At 67.7% G+C, this 17,931-nt stretch carries 14 protein-coding genes; 7 read left to right on the top strand and 7 right to left on the bottom strand.

Annotated features, from left to right (window positions below; translation table 11 throughout):
* The first annotated feature begins 56 nt into the window (after positions 1–56).
* The 3 genes from fdhD (at position 57) to ON40_RS08205 (ending at position 2,030) form a co-directional block, all read left to right on the top strand.
* Positions 57–959, top strand: a complete 903-nt coding sequence (fdhD, locus tag ON40_RS08215) for a formate dehydrogenase accessory sulfurtransferase FdhD (protein ID WP_040820258.1) — start codon at positions 57–59, stop codon at positions 957–959.
* Positions 960–1,022: 63 nt separating this feature from the next.
* Complete coding sequence (locus tag ON40_RS08210) at positions 1,023–1,397, top strand: nuclear transport factor 2 family protein (protein WP_040820257.1); 375 nt, start codon at positions 1,023–1,025, stop codon at positions 1,395–1,397.
* 99 nt (positions 1,398–1,496) lie between these two features.
* Positions 1,497–2,030, top strand: a complete 534-nt coding sequence (locus ON40_RS08205; protein WP_051192832.1) for a hypothetical protein — start codon at positions 1,497–1,499, stop codon at positions 2,028–2,030.
* 169 nt (positions 2,031–2,199) lie between these two features.
* Here the strand turns inward: ON40_RS08205 and ON40_RS08200 are convergent, their stop codons facing one another.
* Positions 2,200–2,631, bottom strand: coding sequence for a MarR family winged helix-turn-helix transcriptional regulator (locus ON40_RS08200; protein WP_051192840.1), 432 nt, complete (start codon positions 2,629–2,631; stop codon positions 2,200–2,202).
* A gap of 170 nt (positions 2,632–2,801) precedes the next feature.
* Between ON40_RS08200 and ON40_RS08195 the strand changes: the two genes are divergently transcribed.
* Complete coding sequence (locus tag ON40_RS08195; RefSeq protein ID WP_040820255.1) at positions 2,802–3,401, top strand: TIGR03086 family metal-binding protein; 600 nt, start codon at positions 2,802–2,804, stop codon at positions 3,399–3,401.
* Positions 3,402–3,510: 109 nt separating this feature from the next.
* Here ON40_RS08195 and clpX read toward each other — a convergent pair whose 3' ends face one another.
* The 5 genes from clpX to ON40_RS08170 all read right to left on the bottom strand — a co-directional run bounded on the left by clpX (position 3,511) and on the right by ON40_RS08170 (position 8,849).
* A complete protein-coding gene (gene clpX / locus ON40_RS08190; RefSeq protein ID WP_040820252.1) occupies positions 3,511–4,794 on the bottom strand; it encodes an ATP-dependent Clp protease ATP-binding subunit ClpX in 1,284 nt (427 codons plus the stop codon).
* A gap of 327 nt (positions 4,795–5,121) precedes the next feature.
* Positions 5,122–5,790: an ATP-dependent Clp protease proteolytic subunit gene (locus ON40_RS08185; protein ID WP_040820250.1), complete on the bottom strand. Its 669-nt coding sequence runs from the start codon at positions 5,788–5,790 to the stop codon at positions 5,122–5,124.
* A 30-nt stretch (positions 5,791–5,820) separates the two neighbouring features.
* The gene (locus ON40_RS08180; protein ID WP_040820248.1) at positions 5,821–6,411 is read right to left on the bottom strand and encodes an ATP-dependent Clp protease proteolytic subunit; all 591 of its coding nucleotides are present in this window, start codon (positions 6,409–6,411) and stop codon (positions 5,821–5,823) included.
* A gap of 224 nt (positions 6,412–6,635) precedes the next feature.
* Complete coding sequence (gene tig, locus ON40_RS08175) at positions 6,636–8,021, bottom strand: trigger factor (RefSeq protein WP_040820366.1); 1,386 nt, start codon at positions 8,019–8,021, stop codon at positions 6,636–6,638.
* 255 nt (positions 8,022–8,276) lie between these two features.
* The gene (locus tag ON40_RS08170) at positions 8,277–8,849 is read right to left on the bottom strand and encodes an FKBP-type peptidyl-prolyl cis-trans isomerase (protein WP_040820245.1); all 573 of its coding nucleotides are present in this window, start codon (positions 8,847–8,849) and stop codon (positions 8,277–8,279) included.
* Positions 8,850–8,978: 129 nt separating this feature from the next.
* On the opposite strand from ON40_RS08170, the gene ON40_RS08165 reads away from it, so the two are divergent.
* From ON40_RS08165 to ON40_RS08155, 3 genes are all read left to right on the top strand, one after another.
* Complete coding sequence (locus ON40_RS08165; RefSeq protein WP_040820243.1) at positions 8,979–11,447, top strand: phosphoketolase family protein; 2,469 nt, start codon at positions 8,979–8,981, stop codon at positions 11,445–11,447.
* 64 nt (positions 11,448–11,511) lie between these two features.
* Positions 11,512–13,242: a 3' terminal RNA ribose 2'-O-methyltransferase Hen1 gene (locus tag ON40_RS08160; RefSeq protein WP_040820241.1), complete on the top strand. Its 1,731-nt coding sequence runs from the start codon at positions 11,512–11,514 to the stop codon at positions 13,240–13,242.
* Complete coding sequence (locus ON40_RS08155; protein ID WP_040820365.1) at positions 13,242–15,815, top strand: polynucleotide kinase-phosphatase; 2,574 nt, start codon at positions 13,242–13,244, stop codon at positions 15,813–15,815. Before ON40_RS08160 ends, ON40_RS08155 begins: the two co-directional genes overlap by 1 nt.
* Before the next feature lie 26 nt (positions 15,816–15,841).
* Here the strand turns inward: ON40_RS08155 and ON40_RS08150 are convergent, their stop codons facing one another.
* On the bottom strand, positions 15,842–17,845 hold the full coding sequence (locus ON40_RS08150; protein WP_040820238.1) for a glycosyltransferase family 39 protein: 2,004 nt from the start codon (positions 17,843–17,845) through the stop codon (positions 15,842–15,844).
* Positions 17,846–17,931 lie beyond the last annotated feature (86 nt).

Raw genomic sequence — 17,931 nt, 5'->3', positions numbered from 1 at the left:
GCGCCACAGGACCCGGAACCGATGACACGGGGCGAGAACAGGAACGAGGCACAACCATGAGCAGGGTGACGGCCCGTCGCAAGACGCTGCGAATCACCGCCCACGGCCAGGTGCACCGCCCGGACACCCTGGCCGTGGAGGAACCGCTCGAACTGCGCGTCGACGGCGAGTCACTGACGGTGACCATGCGCACCCCGGGCAACGATATCGACCTCGCGCACGGATTCCTGTTGAGCGAGAACATCATCGGCTCGGCACAGGACGTCGTCTCGGCCCGATACTGCGCCGGTGCGGACCGCTGCGCACCCGGCGCGAGCAATATGCGCAACCATCTCGGCTTCCCGGAGTCACCGCCGGACAGCACCGCCGGACAGAACACCTACAACATCCTCGATATCGAACTACGCACGCCCACACCGATTTCCACCCGCAACGTGCTGACCACCAGCGCCTGTGGCCTGTGCGGCAGAACCACCCTCGACGAGGTCCGCACCCGCAGCCGCTACCCCCTGACCTCGGACGGCCCGACCGTGGACACCGCGACCCTGGCCACCCTTCCGGACGAATTGCGGGACCGCCAGAAGGTTTTCGCCTCCACCGGCGGCCTGCACGCGGCTGGTCTGTTCACCCCCGACGGCGAGGCGGTGGCGGTGCGCGAGGACGTCGGCCGCCACAACGCGGTGGACAAGGTGATCGGCTGGGCCATGCGGGAGAACCGGATCCCCGCGCACGATCTGGTGCTGATCGTGAGCGGCCGCGCCTCGTTCGAACTCGTGCAGAAGGCCGTGATGGCCGGTATCCCGATGCTCGGCGCGGTGTCCGCACCCAGTTCCCTGGCGGTGGACCTGGCCCTGGAGACCGGGCTGACGCTGGTCGGCTTCCTGCGCGGAGAGACCATGAACGTCTACTCCGGACCCGAACGCCTCACCGCCCTCCCACTCACCGCACACGTCGACTGATTCCGGCCCCCGCGACTGTTACGCTGCGGAACTGAAACACGTTTCAATTCACTGGGAGCAGTCATGGGTACGCAGCAGAGTCGCGCGACGGTCGAACGGTACATCGAGCTGGTGGCCGGCGGTACAGCCGCACAGATCCTCGAGCTCTACGCCCCCGAGGCGGTGGTGGAGGACCCGATCGGCAGCGAACCGCGGCGCGGACTCGAGGCCATCCGTGAGTTGTACGCGGTCCTGGAACCCTTGCAGCGCAAGGCCGAACCCACCACGATCCGCGTCTCGGGCAACCACGCCGCGGTCGCGTTCACCATGGTCTCCGAGGGACACGGACACCGGATGACCATCTCCCCGATCGACATCATGGAATTCGACGACGAGGGCCGCATCCTGAGCATGCGCGCCTACTGGAGCCAGGACGACCTGCAGGTCGACCCCATCTGACCCACGCCACGCCGCCCGCCACGCCAACGCTCTTGTCCGCGGCATTCGCCCGAATTACCGTGACTGTGCAACGCGAGTGCGGCGAGGCGGGAGGATCGGATGCGGATCTCGGTCGAGCGTGCAGGGGACAACCTGCGGGTGCGAATGCGACTGGACGTCAACCGGCGACGCTGGCTGATCACCCGAATCAGCTTGTGGATCCTGGCGATCGTGGGCATCCTGGTCGGACTCTGGGGTGTCCTGGCACCCGGGCCGTTCTATCGGAGTATGCCGGGCCTCGGCCTGAACTGGGTCGCGATGGACGGCCCGTACAACCACCACCTCGTCGCGGACACGGGCGCATTCTTCCTGGCAGTCGGCGCGATGACCGCCGCCGCGCTGTTCTACGGCGACAGCCTGCTGGCGCGGGTGGCCGGTGGCGGCTGGGTGGTGTTCGGGGTGCCGCACGCGATCTACCATCTCACCCACCGCCCGGACGGAATGTCCACGGGCAACTACGTTCTCGAAATCTTCGCCGCGATCCTGCCACCGTTGCTCGGCCTGGTCGCGGCGCTGGCCGCACCCCGCGAACGCGCCCAACTCCGCGATCCGGCGCCGATGACTTTCCGGCTGCCGGGCCGTCGTAACAGATGAGCGGATCGGCCGGTAACGAGGCCGCCACCGCCGACGATTTCCTCAATAACGGACGAAGGTTCAACGGCGAACCAGGGAGGTCGACGACGATCTCCGGCAACGGGCACGAGCGGGCATTCCGATCGTCACCGGTCCGTGGCGGGTGCGCCACAACGCACTCGCCGTTAACTCAAGGGGGCGTGGGACCGTCGTCCTGCCCGACGATCTCTTCGCGCGACACAGTCGAGAGGACGATCAGGGAATTCAGCAGACCCCGCCGGTCGGCGGCGCTGAGTCTGTTCAACAATTTTTCTTCCTGGGCCTGGATATCGGCCTGCGCGGCATCGCGCACCGCTCGCCCGTGCGCGGTCAACGCCAGAACCCGTGCCCGCCGGTCCGCCGGATCCGGCCGACGCTCGATCAGGCCGCGCTGCTGCAGGTCGTCCAGGACCGGGATGATCCGCGTCTTGTCGGCGCCGATCTCCTGAGCCAGCACGCCCTGCCCACGGGCGGGTCCGCGATCGAGCCCGAGTAATACGGCATACGCCCACATCGTCAGCCCGTGCTTGTCGAGTACGGGCAGTTCCGCCGCCATCAGCGTGCGCGCCAGCGGTGCGATCATCGCCGCCAGATCGGGGCGCCCGCTGCGCGGCACATCGGATGTCGGCGGCTCGGGTGACCGCGCAGAGCCCTGCGAAGCGCCGCCGTCGAACTCGGTCATGTCAGCAGACTTTACGTGCTCTCAATTAGTAAGCATGGACATACGATACGCATGCGCTTACTATCTGGACCATGACCACTCCCGATATCCGCGATCTGAATCGCCGCGCCGTCGACTACTCCGTCGAGATCGTCGGGCATCTGACCCCCGACCACCTCGAACACCCCACCCCCTGTGCCGCCTGGACCGTGGCGGATCTACTGGCACACATGACCGTTCAGCACCGCGGCTTCGCCGCCGCCGCACGCGGCAACGGTGCGGACCTCGACGTCTGGAAGGTGCAACCGCTCGCCGACGATCCGGTGCGCGACTACGCCGACGCCGCCGCGGAGGTCACCGCCGCCTACGACCGACCCGACATCCTGGATCGGCTGTTCGATCTCCCCGAATTCGGACCCGGCGTCCAGGCGCCCGGCAGTATGGCCCTGCGCGCCCACTTCATCGACTACGTCGTGCACGGCTGGGATATCGCCCGCGCCCTGGACCTGCCCTATCGGCTCGCCGACGATTTCGTCGAACCCGCACTCGAGATCACCCTCATGGTGCCCACCGGCGAGGCCCGCACCACCGCACAGTCGGCCTTCGCCCCGGAGCTGACCGTCGCGTCGGAGGCCGACCCGCTCGACCGCATCCTCGCCTACCTGGGCCGCAACCCGTCCTGGCCGAACTGATCCCCGTTACCGCTCGGGGCACGCCGGCTCGGCGACAGTGCGCCGAAACGACAACGGGCCCCGGGAGATTCGCTCTCCCGGGGCCCGTTCGGACGTGTAGGCGGAAAACTCAGGCCGACTTCTCGCGACGCTCGGTGCGCTGGGACTGCTTGCGCGGGACGATGGTCGGCAGCACGTTGTCGTTGACGGTGTCGGCGTTCACGACCACCTTGGCGACGTCGTCGCGGCTGGGGATGTCGTACATCACCGGCAGCAGCACTTCTTCCATGATGGCGCGCAGACCACGAGCGCCGGTGCCGCGCAGAATTGCCTGATCGGCGATGGCCTCGAGCGCGTCCTGGGTGAACTCCAGGTCGACGCCGTCCATGTCGAACAGCCGCACGTACTGCTTGACCAGTGCGTTCTTCGGCTCGGACAGGATCTTCACCAGCGAATCCTTGTCCAGGTTCGTCACCGAGGCCACGACGGGCAGACGGCCGATGAACTCCGGGATCAGACCGAACTTGATCAGATCCTCAGGCATCACGTCGGCGAAGTGATCGGTGGTGTCGATCTCGGCCTTCGAACGAACCTCCGCGCCGAATCCGATGCCGCGCTTGCCGACCCGGTCCTGCACGATCTTCTCCAGGCCCGCGAACGCACCGGCCACGATGAACAGCACGTTCGTGGTGTCGATCTGGATGAACTCCTGATGCGGATGCTTGCGCCCGCCCTGCGGCGGCACGCTGGCCTGGGTGCCCTCCAGGATCTTCAGCAGCGCCTGCTGCACACCCTCACCGGAGACGTCGCGGGTGATCGACGGGTTCTCGGACTTGCGGGCGATCTTGTCGACCTCGTCGATGTAGATGATGCCGGTCTCGGCGCGCTTGACGTCGTAATCGGCGGCCTGGATCAGCTTGAGCAGGATGTTCTCCACATCCTCGCCGACGTAACCGGCCTCGGTCAGCGCCGTGGCGTCGGCGATGGCGAACGGCACGTTCAGCATCTTGGCCAGCGTCTGGGCCAGATAGGTCTTACCGCAGCCGGTCGGACCCAGCATGAGGATGTTCGACTTGGTCAGCTCGACCGGCTCACCGCGGCCGTCGCGACTCTTGTCGCCGGCTTGGATGCGCTTGTAGTGGTTGTAGACCGCGACCGCCAGGGTGCGCTTGGCGGTGTCCTGGCCGATCACGTAGTTCTCGAGGAAGTCCCGGATCTCGGCAGGTTTGGGCAGTTCGTCGAGTTTGACCTCGCTCGATTCAGCGAGTTCCTCCTCGATGATCTCGTTGCACAGGTCGATGCACTCGTCACAGATGTACACCCCCGGTCCCGCAATGAGCTTCTTGACCTGCTTCTGACTCTTTCCGCAGAACGAGCATTTGAGCAAGTCGCCGCCATCACCGATGCGCGCCATCTCGTGGGTCCCTACTTCCTTGTCCGCGTGCAACCGTCTGTTCCGGTCGCCGACAAGCCGCCTTCAAACAACGCTACCCGCAACACCCTGTGCGGTGTCGGCCACCGGCTCATACTCCCCCGGCCCCGACATGATGAGTTTGTGCGGTCCTTGCCGACAACCACGAGCAAAGGTCCCTGGAATGACCGTACCTGCTGAGCCCGATACGGGGCGACAACTTGGCGTGTTTCTCACGACGCCGTGTCCGGTTCGACCGGACTCGAGGTCATGGTCGGCGCGTCCCAGTGCCCATAGACTACGGCCACCGGGACGCCGCCGCCCGACCACTCATTTCTTCTGGGCGCTCAGCTTGCGGTAGTCGAAGACCTGATCGACGATCCCGTACTCCTTGGCCTCCTCCGCGGTGAGGATCTTGTCGCGGTCGGTGTCCTTGCGAACCTCCTCCGCCGACTTACCCGTGTGGCGGGCCAGGATGGCCTCCATCTGGGACCGGATCCGTTCGATCTCCGCCGCCGCGATCTGCAGGTCCGAGACCTGGCCCTGGATACCGCCGGTGCGGGGCTGGTGGATCAGCACGCGGGCGTTGGGCAGGGCCGCACGCTTGCCCGGGGTCCCGGCCGCGAGCAGCACCGCCGCCGCCGAGGCCGCCTCGCCGAGGCAGACCGTGGCCACGTCGGCGCGCACGTACTGCATCGTGTCGTAGATGGCCATCAGCGCGGTCACATCACCGCCGGGCGAGTTGATGTACATGGTGATGTCGCGATCGGGGTCCAACGACTCGAGCACCAGCAGCTGCGCCATGACATCATTCGCGACGGTGTCGTCGATCGGCATGCCGAGGAAGATGATGCGCTCCTCGAACAGCTTGTTGTACGGATTCGACTCCTTGACGCCGAAGCTCGAGTGCTCCACGAACGACGGCAGGATGTAGCGCGACTGCGCGCCCTGTGACGCCTTGCCGCCGAGGCCCGCACGCGGGTCGAAAAGATTGGCCATCTTCGTCTCCAAAGTCCTTGTGGGGTGTGCTTATTCGCTCTGGCCGTTATTGGCCTGGGCCTCGCGGCTGATAACACGATCGATGAAGCCGTAATCCAGGGCCTCCGCGGCGGTGAACCAGCGGTCGCGATCGGCGTCGGCCTCGATCTGCTCGACCGTCTTGCCGGTGTGCTCGGCCTGCAGACGGTTCATCTCCTCTTTGTTCTTCGCGTACAGATCGGCCTGGATGGCGATGTCCGCCGCGGTGCCGCCGATACCGGCCGACGGCTGGTGCATCATGATCCGGGCGTGCGGCAGGGCCAGTCGCTTACCCTTCGCACCGGCGGTCAGCAGGAACTGGCCCATCGAGGCCGCCAGGCCCATGCCGATGGTCATGACATCGCAATCCACGAACTGCATGGTGTCGTAGATGGCCATACCGGCCGAAACCGAACCACCGGGCGAGTTGATGTACAGCGAGATGTCGCGCGTCGGATCCTCGGCCGACAGCAGCAGCATCTGGGCGCACAACTTGTTGGCGATGTCGTCGTTGACGTCGGTGCCCAGGAAGATGATTCGTTCCCGCAGGAGGCGCTCGTAGACCGAATCACTCAGGTTGAGCCCAGAAGTTGGGGATGTCATTAACGGATACCTGCCCTCTCTCACCGGCTCGCTGCTTGCAAGCACGCAGTCTCTATCCAACCTGCGATCTCCCGGGGGCGCCTGGTCCTGAACCACCGGACCGCCCGTCGGATCGACCGCAAATCTGATTCGCTGACACAAACCCTAACGAAGCAGGGCGGCACCGAACTCCCGGTACCGCCCTGTTATCGCTTACAGCGCAACTTCGCTGCGAATTTCCCTGCTCACTCGGCGGTCGCGGCGGCCGTCTCCGCGGCCTGCTCGTCCTGCCCCTCGTCCTCGGAATCGGCAGGGCCACCGAACATTTCGTCGGTGTCGACGGTGTTACCCGCGGTGTCGGTGACCGTGGTCTGCCCGACCACACCGGCCAGGGCCTTGCCGCGGCGCACGTCGGCGAAGATCGCGCCGAGCTGACCGGCCTGCTGCACCTGCTGGATGAACTGCTCCGGCGACAGGCCGTAGCGCTGCGCCTGGAACAGGATCCGCTCGGTCAGCTCGTCCTGGCCGACCTGGGTGTCCTCGGCGTCGGCGACCGCGTCCAGCAGCAGCTGGGTCTTGACCGACTTCTCCGCGGACTCCTTGGTGTCCTTGTCGAACTCCTCGCGGGAGGAGCCCTGCGCCTCGAGCGCCTCGGCGAACTTGGCCTCGTCGTGATCGAAGCCGTGCACCGCGTCGTGCAGGACCGCATCGATCTCGGCCTGCACCGCGCCCTCGGGCAGCGGCACCTCGGTCTGCTCGAGCAGGCTCTCGAGCACCTTGTCGCGGATGACGCCGGCCTGCTCGACCTTCTTGACCCGCTCGACGCGGGTGCGCAGGTCGTCCTTCAGCTCGTCGATGGTGTCGAATTCGCTGGCCAGCTGGGCGAATTCGTCATCGGCCTCGGGCAGCTCGCGCTCCTTGACCGAGTTCACCTTGACGGTGATGACCGCTTCCTTACCGGCGTGCTCACCGGCGACCAGGGTGGAGGTGAACTCCTTGGACTCCTCGGCGTTCATACCGGCCAGGGTCTCGTCCAGCCCCTCGATCAGCTGACCCGAGCCGACCTCGTGCGACAGGCCGGTGGTGGAGGCCTCGGGGACCTCTTCGCCGTCGACGGTGGCCGACAGGTCGATGGAGACGAAGTCGCCGTCCTGCACCGCGCGCTCGGCGGTGGTCAGGGTGCCGAAACGCTGACGCAGCGACTGCAGCTGCTCCTCGATGTCCGCGTCCTCGATCGCGATCGGGTCGACAGTGACCGCGATGCTGGAGAAGTCGGGCAGGGTGATCTCCGGGCGGACGTCCACCTCGGCGGTGAAGGCCAGCTCCTGGCCGTCCTCGATCTTGGTGATCTCGATCTCCGGGCGGCCGATGACCTTGACCTCGCCCGCCGTCACGGCCTCGCTGTAGCGGGCCGGAAGCGCATCGTTGACGACCTGTTCGAGGACCGCTCCGCGCCCCAGCCGGGCCTCGAGCAGCTTGGCCGGGGCCTTACCCGGACGGAAACCCGGAATACGCACCTGACCGGCCAACGCCTTGTAGGCCCGATCGAAGTCCGGCTTCAGCTCCTCGAAGGGCACCTCGACGTTGATGCGGACCCGGGTCGGGCTCAGCTGCTCGACGGTGCTCTTCACGGACATGCTCCTTGTTCGTTGTTCACTGGATGAAGTTCAAGTCTTCGTCCCCCCGGACGCATCCCGAACAGCCTAGTCGACCCCGGTCCCCGTGCAGAAACCGGCCAGGATGCCAACCGAACAACTGATCTCGGATGGACATGGGTACTCCCGGGGTACGCCCGAAGCCCGAGCGCCCTACCAACCGTCGGCCCGACACGAAAGTCTCGTTGCGCCCGACGGCACGCTGAAATCGCGGGGAGGCGGACCGGTCAGCTACCCGACTTTGACCGCGTCGGTGACGAAGACCAGGGTTTCGTTGGGCTTGATGCCGTTGCCGCCCTCGCCGTAGCCGAGGTTGGGCGGGATGATCAGCAGGCGGCGGCCGCCCTGTTGGATGCCGACCAGGCCCTGATCCCAGCCGGGGATGACCTGACCTGCGCCGAGTTGCAGCGGGAAGGGCTCGTGCCGATCGAAGGAGCTGTCCAGCTTCTTCTTGTCCGACCAGGTGACCAGGGTGTAGTTCATGCTCACCTGATCGCCCGTCTTCGCGGCCGGTCCGGTTCCGGTGATCAGATCCTTGGTCACCAGGTGGGTGGGCGGATCGCAGTCGTCGGGAATGGTGATCGTCGGAGCCTGACCGAAACCGCCAGCGGTCTTGACGTCGTCGGCGGTGCATTCACGCCCGTGGCTCGCCGGTGCGGCGGACTGCGCCTGCGGGGCCGTCGAGGCCGCGGCGCTGGTCGAGCTCGCCGAGGACGACGAGGTGCTGCTGCTACTGCACGCGGTGAGCGCGACCGCAGCCGCCGTGACCGCCGTCGCACCGAGAATTCTGGCCAGTGTGTGCATGCGCCGCACCCTAATCCACCGTGCTGTCGCGCACTGCGCCCGGTAGCGTGAGAGCCGAATCCGAAGCGGTTACGTCTCGCGTCATCCCGAGCCCAGCACAACCTTTCGTTCGAGAGGGGATTCTGCGCAATGACCGATCAGGCAACCATCTCCGAGGACACCTCGGCCGACAATGTCGGCGGCCACGACGGCGAGACCATCGCCCCGCAGCCCTATCTGCTCTCCGACGCACCCGGTCCGCTGAACCGCGAGGAACTCACGGATCTGGATGCGTGGTGGCGCGCGGCGAACTATCTGGCGGTCGGCCAGATCTATCTGATGGACAACCCGCTGCTGCGCACACCGCTCGAACCCGCGCACATCAAACCGCGCCTGCTCGGGCATTTCGGCACCGTCCCGGGATTGAATCTGATCTGGGCACATGCCAATCGGGCGATTCTGTCCCGCGATCTGGACGCGGTGTTCGTGGCCGGACCGGGCCACGGCGGGCCGGGCCCGAACGCCTGCGGCTGGCTCGAAGGAACCTATTCGGAGCTGTACAGCCATATCGCCCGCGACGCCGACGGGATGCGCGAACTGTTCGCGCAGTTCTCCTATCCGGGCGGCGTGCCGAGCCACTGCGCCCCCGAGACGCCCGGTTCGTTCCACGAGGGCGGCGAACTCGGCTATTCGCTGCTGCACGCGTTCGGCGCGGCACTGGATCATCCGGAACTGACGGTGTTCTGCGTCATCGGCGACGGCGAGGCCGAGACGGGTCCGCTGGCGGGTAGCTGGCACGCGAACAAATTCCTCAATGCCGCCCGGGACGGCGCGGTGCTGCCGATCCTGGCGCTGAACGAGTACAAGATCGCCAATCCCACTGTGCTGGCCCGTATTCCGGAGGCCGAGCTGGTCGCGCTGCTGCGCGGATACGGCTACGAGCCGATCATCGTCGCGGGCGACGATCCGGCCGCGGTGCACCAGGCCACCGCCACCGCCGTGGACAGCTGCCTGGACCGCATCGCCGAGATCCAGCGCGCCGCCCGCGAGGACGACGTGGACGAGCGTCCGATCTGGCCGATGATCGTGCTGCGCACACCCAAGGGCTGGACCTGTCCCCCGGTGGTCGACGGCGAGCGGGTCGAGGGCACCTTCCGGGCGCATCAGGTGCCGCTGCCCGCGGCCCGCACGGACGCGGGGCATCGGGCGGTGCTCGAACAGTGGCTGCGGTCCTACCGACCGCAGGAGTTGTTCGACGACACGGGCGCGCCGACGCCCCGGCTGCGGGCGCTGGTGCCGCTCGGGGATCGGCGGATGAGCGCCAATCCGGTGAGCAACGGCGGCGCGCTCGTGCGGGATCTGCGGCTGCCGGATTGGCGGGACTACGGCGTCGAGGTGCCCGCACCGGGCGCGACCGCGCACGAGGCCACCCGGGTGCTGGGCGCCTGGCTGCGCGATGTCACCGCGGCCAATCCGGACAACTTCCTCACCTTCGCCCCGGATGAACTGGCCAGCAACCGATTACAGGACATCCTCACCGTGACCGGCCGCAATTGGCAGGCCGAGATCGGCGAGTACGACGTGAAACTCGATCGCACCGGCCGGGTCGTGGAGGTGCTGTCCGAGCACATGTGCCAGGGCTTGCTGGAGGGCTATCTGCTCACCGGCAGGCACGGGGTGTTCACCTGCTACGAGGCGTTCATCCACATCGTCGACGCGATGTTCAACCAGCACGCCAAATGGCTGGACGCCAGCGCCGCGGTCCCGTGGCGACTGCCCATCGCGAGCCTGAACTACCTGCTGTCCTCACATGTGTGGCGGCAGGATCACAACGGATTCACCCATCAGGATCCGGGATTCCTGGACGTCGTGCTGAACAAGAGCCCCTCGATCGTGCGGGTGTATCTGCCGCCGGATGCCAACACCCTGCTGTCCACCTACGACCACTGTCTGCGTTCGCGTCATTATGTGAACGTGGTCGTCGCGGGGAAACAGCCTCAGGCGGACTGGCTTTCGGTGTCCGAGGCCATCACGCACTGCACCCGCGGTATCGGCATCTGGGACTGGGCCGGGCACAACGACGAGACCGGAACCAGTCCCGATGTGGTTCTGGCCTGCGCCGGTGACGTGCCGACGCTGGAGACCCTGGCCGCCGCGGCGATCCTGCGAGAACGACTGCCGCAGTTGCGGATCCGGGTGGTGAATGTGGTCGACCTGATGCGCCTGGTGCCCCGGGAGGAACATCCGCACGGCCTGTCCGACAGCGAGTTCGACACCCTGTTCACCGCCGACCGGCCGGTGATCTTCGCCTTCCACGGCTATCCGTGGCTGATCCACCGGCTCGCCTACCGCCGCACCAACCACAGCGGTCTGCATGTCCGCGGGTACAAGGAGAAGGGCACCACGACAACGCCTTTCGACATGGTCATGCTCAACGACCTGGACCGCTTCCACCTGGTCATGGACGTCGTGGACCGGGTGCCGGGCCTGCGTGAGCGCGCCGCCGGACTGCGGCAGGAGATGGTGGACGCCCGGTTGGCGGCCCGCGCGTGGACCCGCGAGCACGGGGTGGACATTCCCGCGGTCGCGGACTGGAAGTGGCCGTATCGCGCGAGGTGAACTCGGCGCGGCGGTGTCCGGAATTGGGTTGCCGCGATCGATGTGTGCGGGTGAAGATCGCAGAGTGTTGCTGAGCATTACGTGTACCCGAGCCGAAGGCGCCGACTGGGCCGCCACCGACCTGGGCTTTCTGCTGCACAAGAACCCGGCGCGGGTGCAGGTGTTCGAGCAGTCCTACGGTTCGGCGCACGTCCTGTATCCCGAGGCGACCGAGCAGCGGTGTACCGCGGCGCTGCTGCTGGAGATCGACCCTGTCCGGCTGGTGCGCGGAAAGACCCGTGGCACACCGGAATTCAGCCTCGGCCAGTACGTCAACGATCGGCCCTACGCGGCTTCCTCACTGCTGTCGGTCGCGATCTCGACGGTGTTCGAGAGCGCCCTGCACGGCAAGTGCGGTCAGCGCCCCGAGCTCGCGGCCGGCGCGCTGCCGCTGCGGATCGAACTGCCCGCGGTGGCCTGCAAGGGCGGCCCGGACACGGCCGAGCGGATGTTCGCACCGCTGGGCTGGCAGGTTCGCGCCACCCCGATCCCGCTCGATCCGGCATTTCCCGAATGGGGCGAATCCCGTTACGTACAACTGGAATTGACCGGAGCGATACGTCTCGCCGACGCTCTGTCCCACCTGTACGTGCTGCTGCCGGTCCTGGACGGCAGCAAGCACTACTGGCTCGCCGCCGACGAGATCGACAAACTGCTGCGCGCGGGCTCCGGCTGGCTCCCCGCTCACCCCGAACGCAGCTGGATCACCCGCCGCTACCTCGCGCGCAGGCACTCCCTGGTGCGCACCGCTCTGGCCCGCCTGGCCGAGATCGATGACACCGACCCGGAGTCCCTCGATGCGGTCGACGAGCCCGGTACGGACGAATACGGTTCGGAGACACCGACTTCCAGCGAGCTTGCGAAGCGGAGCATAGTCGTGCCCGAGACGAGGGCCTTCCCGGCGCACGAATCGACAGCGTCGGCACGGAACGGCCGGACGTCGTCCACCGCGGCCACCGACTCGATCGACGACCGTGCACAGAGCAACAGCATCGCCGTAGAGATCGACGATGCGCCCGGCACGGGCGTCGACAGCTCCGACCTCGCTGACAACGCCGCGAGTGATTCGATGCAGACCCCGGGCTCGGATGTTCCGGCCGAAGGAACCACACAGGAAGCTGCACGACCGTCGCTGGCGGTCGCGCGACGTGCTGCCGTACTGGGTGCGCTGCACGACGTGGGCGCTCGCCGAGTGCTCGATCTGGGCTGCGGTGAGGGCGCCCTGTTGCGGGAGTTGCTGGCGGACAAGACGTTCGCCGAGATCGTGGGAGTCGATGTGTCGATGCGCGCGTTGCGGATCGCGCAGCGCAGGTTGCGGCTGGATCGTGCCCCGCAGCGGGTTGCCGACCGGATCACATTGCGACAGGGGGCGCTGACCTACGGTGACGCCGCACTGCGCGGATTCGACGCGGCGGTGCTCATGGAGGTGATCGAACATGTCGATCCGCCGCGGCTGGGCGCCCTGGAACAGGCGGTATTCGGTTCCGCCGCACCGGGATCGGTGATCGTGACGACACCGAACGGGGAATACAACGCACTGTTCGAGACGCTGCCCGCCGGATCGTTCCGGCATCCGGACCACCGGTTCGAGTGGAGCCGTGCGGAATTCGAGGCGTGGGCGGGTCGAGTCGCCGAAAAGTACGGGTACCTGGTGCGTTTCGAGCCGGTCGGCCCACGGGATCCGGCGTACGGATCCCCGACCCAGCTGGCGGTCTTCGACAAACCGGCGCGGGCGGCCGGGAAGGGAGCGGCGTGATGGTCGAACTGTCCGTCCCCGAACTGTCCCTGGTGGCACTGGTCGGCTGCACCGGCTCGGGTAAATCCACCTTCGCGCACAAGCATTTCCCGCGCACCGCGATCGTCTCCTCCGACGCCTGCCGCGGCATCGTCAGCGACGACGAGAACGATCAGTCGGCTACCGACGACGCCTTCGCACTCCTGCACCACATCGCCGCCGTGCGGCTGCGGCGCGGTCTGCGGACCGTGGTCGATGCGACCAATGTGCAGCAGCACGGGCGGGCGGAGCTGATCCGGCTGGCCCGCGAACACGATGTTCTCCCGGTCGCGATCGTGCTGGACGTCCCGGAGCGGGTCTGCCTGGATCGCAATGCCCGACGCACCGAACGCGCGCACCTCGGCGCGCACGTGGTGACCCGGCAGCAGCGCGACCTGCGCCGCAGCCTGCGAAGTCTGGAACGCGAGGGTTTCCGCCGGGTGTTCGTGCTGCGCGGCGTCGAGGAGATCGATGCGGCGACCGTGGTCGACGAGAAGCTCTGGAACGACCGCCGCGAGCTGACCGGCCCGTTCGACGTGATCGGCGACGTCCACGGCTGCCGCGCCGAATTGGAGACGCTGCTGGGCGAATTGGGCTACGCCCTGCGCCGGGACGAGTCCGGACGTCCGGTGGACGCCCGGCACCCCGACGGGCGCACGGTGGTATTCGTCGGCGACCTGGTCGATCGCGGCCCCGACACCCCGGGCGTGCTGCGGCTGGTCATGGGCATGGTCGAGGCCGGGCATGCGTTGTGCGTCACCGGAAACCACGAGTACAAACTGGTCCGCGCGCTGGACGGGCGCAAGGTCACCATCGCGCACGGTTTGGCCGAGTCGCTGGCTCAGCTCGATCAGGAGGACGACGAATTCCGCAGGGCCGCACACGATTTCTGTCGCGGCCTGATCGGACACTACGTCCTGGACGGCGGCGATCTCGTGGTGGCGCACGCCGGACTCGAGCAGCAGTACCACGGACGGGCCTCGGGCCGGGTGCGCCAGTTCGCCATGTACGGCGAAACCACCGGGGAGACCGACGAATTCGGCCTGCCGGTGCGCTACCCGTGGGCCGAGGACTATCGCGGCCGCGCCACGGTCCTGTACGGGCACACTCCGACCACCGAACTGCGCTGGGTCAACAACACCCTGTGCCTGGACACCGGCGCGGTGTTCGGCGGACGGCTCACCGCGCTGCGCTATCCCGAGCGTGAACCGGTATCGGTTCCCGCACAGCAGGTCTGGTGTGAACCGGCGCGCCCGCTGGAGGACATCGCGGCGCCGGGCGGTGCGACGCACCGTGATCCGGGCGTCCTGGAGCTGGACGACGTCCTGGGCCGCCGTGTGGTGGAGACCCGTCAACTCGGCCGGGTGAGCGTTCAGGAGGAGAACGCGAGCGCGGCGCTGGAGGTGATGAGCCGATTCGCGGTCGATCCGCGTTGGCTGATCTACCTGCCGCCGACGATGTCACCTTGCGCCACAGCCGATTCCGACGCTCTGCTGGAACATCCGGCGCAGGCGTTCGCGTACTACCGCAGCGAGGGCGTCCCCGCCGTGGTGTGTCAGGAGAAGCACATGGGTTCGCGCGCCATCGCGGTGCTGACCCGCTCGGCGAACACCGCCCGGGACCGCTTCGGCATCGAGGACGGCAGCACCGGCGCGCTCTACACCCGCACCGGCCGACCCTTCTTCGACGATCCGGCGCTGACCGAAGCAGTGCTGAGCCGGATCCGCGCCGCGGCCGAAAGTTCGGGCCTGTTCGAGGAATTGGGCTCGGACTGGTTCGCCCTGGACGCGGAACTCATGCCGTGGTCGGCCAAGGCGATGGGTCTGCTGCGTGATCAGTACGCGGCCGTCGGTGCGGCGGCGCGGGCTTCGCTGGGCGCGGCCGACGAACTGCTCGCGGCCGCTGCCGCACGCGGCCAGGACGTCGGCGAGCTCGCGGCCCGCACCTCCGCGCGCCGTGCGGACGCCGAGGCGTTCACCGCCGCGTACGGCCGGTACTGCTGGCCGGTGTCGGGCATGCACGGCCTGCGGCTCGCCCCGTTCCAGATCCTGGCCGCCGAGGGCGTGAACTACGCTGTGCGCGAACATGAATGGCATCTGGCCAAGCTGGATGCACTCGCCGCCGCGGATACCGAACTGTTCACCCGGACCCGCCGGACGATCGTGCAACTGTCCGACCCGCGGGCCGAGGCCGAGGCGACCGCGTGGTGGACCGAACTCACCGCGAGCGGCGGCGAGGGCATGGTGGTCAAGCCGGTCGAGGCGCTGACGCACGGAACTGCCACGCGCAGTGGCCGTCCCGTGCAACCGGGTGTGAAATGCCGTGGGCCGGAATACCTTCGCATCATCTACGGCCCGGAGTACCTGCGCCCCGACCAGCTGCGCCGTCTGCGCTCGCGTGGCCTCGGCCGCAAGCGCTCCATGGCCCTGCGCGAATACGCCCTCGGGCTGGAGTCGCTGGACCGTTTCGTCACGGGAGAGCCGCTGTGGCGCGTCCACGAAGCCGTCTTCGCAGTCCTGGCCCTGGAATCCGAGCCGGTCGACCCGCGCCTGTAGGTGCAGGCGCGGGGCCTCCGGTCTCGTTATCGCGCAGCGTTCTTCGGTGCGGTGAGGTCGTAGACGGGCAGTTCACCGATCGTCGTCGCCGAGTAGTGCTGCTCCACCCACCGGGTGATCTCCGAGGCCGCGGAGGTCCGGTCGCGCGAGCCGGGCCCACCGCGCATCTGTTCGGGGCGGCCGATGAAATAGTGGATCCGGCCGTGCGCGACGTAGTCCTGGAACTGCTGCAGCGTCGGCGACGGATCGCCGCCGGCGAAGCCGCCGATCGGCATCACCGGATAGCCGGCTTCGAGTTGCAGGTCCGAGGACGCCATCGATCCCACCGACGCCGCGGTCCAGGTGTGGTTCGGGCCGCCGTCGCGCAACTTCGTGATCAGGGCCGGATCGGGCGGGCCGCCGAACGGAGGCCCCTGATGCCCCTTGTTCTTCTGTCCCGCAGGGGTATTCGCGTCGGCGGGCGTACCGTGGCCGTTCGGCTGCCCCGGCGTGGCCTTACCGCCCTTCGGCTCGTCCTGCGTCGGCGGCGGGCCGAACGGAAAGTCACCGAACTGCGTTTTCGGACCGGCCAGCACGATGCCGCCGGAATGCGGCGTCCCGATCGTCTGCAGCGAAAAGGCGACCGGACCGGCCAGCGCGGTCAGCACCGCGGCCACCGCCGCCGGCACCGCGAGGCCGTGCGGCCGGGGAACCAGCAGCGCCACGGTGGCCAGGATGCCGACGACCAGCACCACCCAGCGCAGCCACGGCACGAAGTCGGGAGTGCGCGAGAGCAGCAGAATGGCGGCGGCCGTGCTCAGCGCGACGGCCAGCGCCGCGGCGAACCGCACCCACATCCGATCGCGCCCGCGCCAGACCATCACCGCACCCAGCCCCGCGGTCCCGGCGACCGCGGGTGCCAGGGCAACGGTGTAGTACTGGTGGAAGATGCCCTGCATGAAGCTGAACACCAGTCCGGTGACCAGCATCCAGCCACCCCACAACAGCAGTGCCGCCCGCTGCGGATCGGTCCGGGATGCCTTGCCGCGCAATAGAATTCCCGCGATGAGCAACGCCACCGCCGCCGGGATCAGCCAGCCGATCTGACCGCCGACGGTCTCCTGGAACATCCGGGTGATCCCGGCCGAGGATCCGAAGAAACCGCCCTTGGGCAGGTGCCCGCCCGGCGGCCCGGGGAACGGACTCGACGACCCGACACCCAACCGGCCGAGCCCGTTGTAGCCGAGGGTCAGCTCGATGATCGAATTGTGCTCGGAGCCACCGAAGTACGGCCGCGAGGCGGCGGGCCACAGCTGGGCGACCAGCACCCACCAGCCCGCGCCCGCGACCATCGCCACCCCGGCCGCGCACAGCTGCAACAGACGGGTGAGCACACGCGGCGGACCGGCGATCAGATAGGTCACCGCGAGCGCGGGCAGCACCAGCAGCACCTGCAATTGCTTTGCCAGGAAACCGAATCCGACCAGCACCCCGCACAGCACCAACCACCGCCAGCGCCCGTCCTCCAACGCGCGAGTCATCGCCCACACCGCGGCGATCATCAGGAACACCAGCAGCGCGTCCGGGTTGTTGAACCGGAACATCAGCGCCGCAACGGGAGTCACCGCCAGCGCCAGCCCGCCGAGTACGCCCGCGGCGCTGCCGTGCGTGCGGCGCAGCGTCGCCCACAACAGTGCCACCGAGGCGACACCCAACAGCACCTGCGGCAGCATCATGCTCCACGGATGCATACCGAACAGCCGCGCCGAGATCTCCATCGGCCACAGCGAGGCCGGAGTCTTGTCGACGGTGATCGAATTGCCCCAGTCCGAGGAGCCGAAGAAGAACGCCTTCCACGAATGCGCACCCGACTGCACCGCGGCCGCGTAGAACGAGTTGGCCCAGCCGTTGACACCCAGATTCCACAGATAGACGACCGCGGTCCCGATCAGCAGCAGGGCCACGCTCAGATTCTCCCAGCGCAGGAGGCCCCGTCCCGGACGGGCGGGCGGGCTGCTCGGCAGACTCGGCGCGATCGCGGTGTCGGTCATGGCGACCAATCATGGTCCATCCGTCCCCTCCTCTCCTGGGACCACGCTGAGAAAAAGCTGGGAGCCGCCCTCGGCCCGCCCCGGAC

Origin of the sequence: Nocardia jiangxiensis NBRC 101359, assembly GCF_000308615.1 — a bacterium.
Classification (GTDB): domain Bacteria; phylum Actinomycetota; class Actinomycetes; order Mycobacteriales; family Mycobacteriaceae; genus Nocardia; species Nocardia jiangxiensis.
The sequence above is the reverse complement of the archived record's forward strand: the minus strand, read 5'-3'. Positions and strand labels throughout refer to the sequence as shown.